At 45.7% G+C, this 1783-nt stretch carries 1 protein-coding gene; it reads left to right on the top strand.

All coding sequences use genetic code 11. The features are described 5' to 3' along the window. The coding region (locus F8S12_RS18040) for an nSTAND1 domain-containing NTPase (RefSeq protein WP_442946810.1) at positions 1 to 1783 on the top strand (1783 nt) is incomplete at both ends.

A 1783-nucleotide genomic window follows, 5' to 3' on the forward strand; every position in this document is an offset into this window, starting at 1 on the left:
GAGTGGGGAGTGGGGAGTGGGGAGAGTTAGAACCTCAACATTCAGTCTCAGAACTCGGAAGTTCGACCTTTGAACTCGGAACTTCAACCTCTGAACTCGGAACTTCAACCTCAGAACTCGGAAGTTCGACCTTTGAACTCGGAACTTCGACCTCAGAACTCGGAACGCCGACCTTTGAACTCGGAACGCCGACCTTTGAACTCGGAACGCCGACCTTTGAACTCGAAACTCCGACCTCTGAACTCAAAACTCCGACCTCTGAACTCAAAACTCCGACCTCAAATACTCAAAATCCCCACTCCTCACTCTTAACTCCTAACTCCTCACTCCTAACTCCTAACTCCCCACTCCCCACTCCCCACTCCCTCCTCTCCCAACTTCGCAAAAACGAACAGCGCAACCTCCGCACAGTGCTTATTTTTGATCAATTTGAGGAATTTTTCTTTGTTTACACCAAACCTGCACAAAGGAAGCAATTCTTTGAGTTTCTAGGAGAGTGTCTCAATGTTCTATCGGTGAAAGTTATCTTATCGCTGCGGGTAGATTACATCCATTACTTGCTGGAATGCAATGATTTGCCCAGTCTCAAGATTATTGGCAATGACATTCTCAGTAATAATGTGCTTTACAAGTTGGGGAATTTCTCACCTGCTGATGCGAAGTCAATTATCCAGCGTTTAACAGAGAATGCTGATTTCCACTTGGAATCTGCTTTAGTTGATCAATTAGTGCAAGATTTAGCCGGAGAATTGGGTGAAGTTCGTCCCATTGAGTTGCAGGTTGTGGGGGCGCAATTACAAAGGGAGAACACTACAACTCTGGCAGAATATCGGCAGCGTGGTACTAAAGAAGAACTGGTTAAGCGTTATCTGGAAGAAGTTGTTAAAGATTGCGGTGTTGAAAATCATGAAGCAGCAGAAATATTACTGTATTTGCTGACTGATGAAAAAGGAACTCGCCCACTCAAGACTCGCGTTGAGTTGGAACGCGATTTGCTCCCGTACTTCTCGGAGATCCCCCCAACCCCCCTTAAAAAGGGGGGCTTAATTTCTTTAACCCCCTTTTTAAGGGGGTCGCCACAGGCGGGGGGATCAGAAGCTAGGGCGGAACAAGCTTCTGAAATCAGTAAATTAGATTTAGTGTTAGAGATTTTTGTCCAATCTGGCTTGGTGGTTTTGCTACCAGAAAACCCGGCTGACCGTTATCAACTGGTACATGACTACATTGCCAACTTTATCCGCCAGCAACAAGAACCGAAGTTAAAGCACGTAATGGCGGAACTGGAAAAGGAACGAGAACAAAGAAAACTGAGTGACACGAAACTGAATAACTTTCTCAAACGCGCTCTTTTTGGTTCCGTAGCCGCAGGTTTAGGATTTGCTGCTTTAGCAGCAGCAACATTCCAGTGGGCAGTAGAGGCAAATGTTAATCAAATTAGCGCCATCAATAATTCTTCGGAAGCCTTTGCTGTCTCTGAAAAACATCCAGATGCTTTAATAGCAGCTTTAAAGGCAGGTAGCCAACTCAAGCATACAATTTGGGCACAGCACAGAAGCGATATCCTAATGCAAACCGTGTTAACTTTACAGCAAGCGGTTTATTTAAAGCCAAAGGAGAAGAAAGAAAACCGCGCTATAGAAGTAAATACCTTAGAAGGGCATAGCAATTCGGTCTGGGGTGTCAGATTCAGCCCAGATGGCCAGACACTGGCTTCTGGCAGTGATGACAAGACGATCAAACTCTGGGATGTCAGCACAGGCAAAGCCATCAAAACCCTGACTGG

The organism is Nostoc sp. WHI (assembly GCF_015714725.1).
GTDB lineage: Bacteria > Cyanobacteriota > Cyanobacteriia > Cyanobacteriales > Nostocaceae > Nostoc.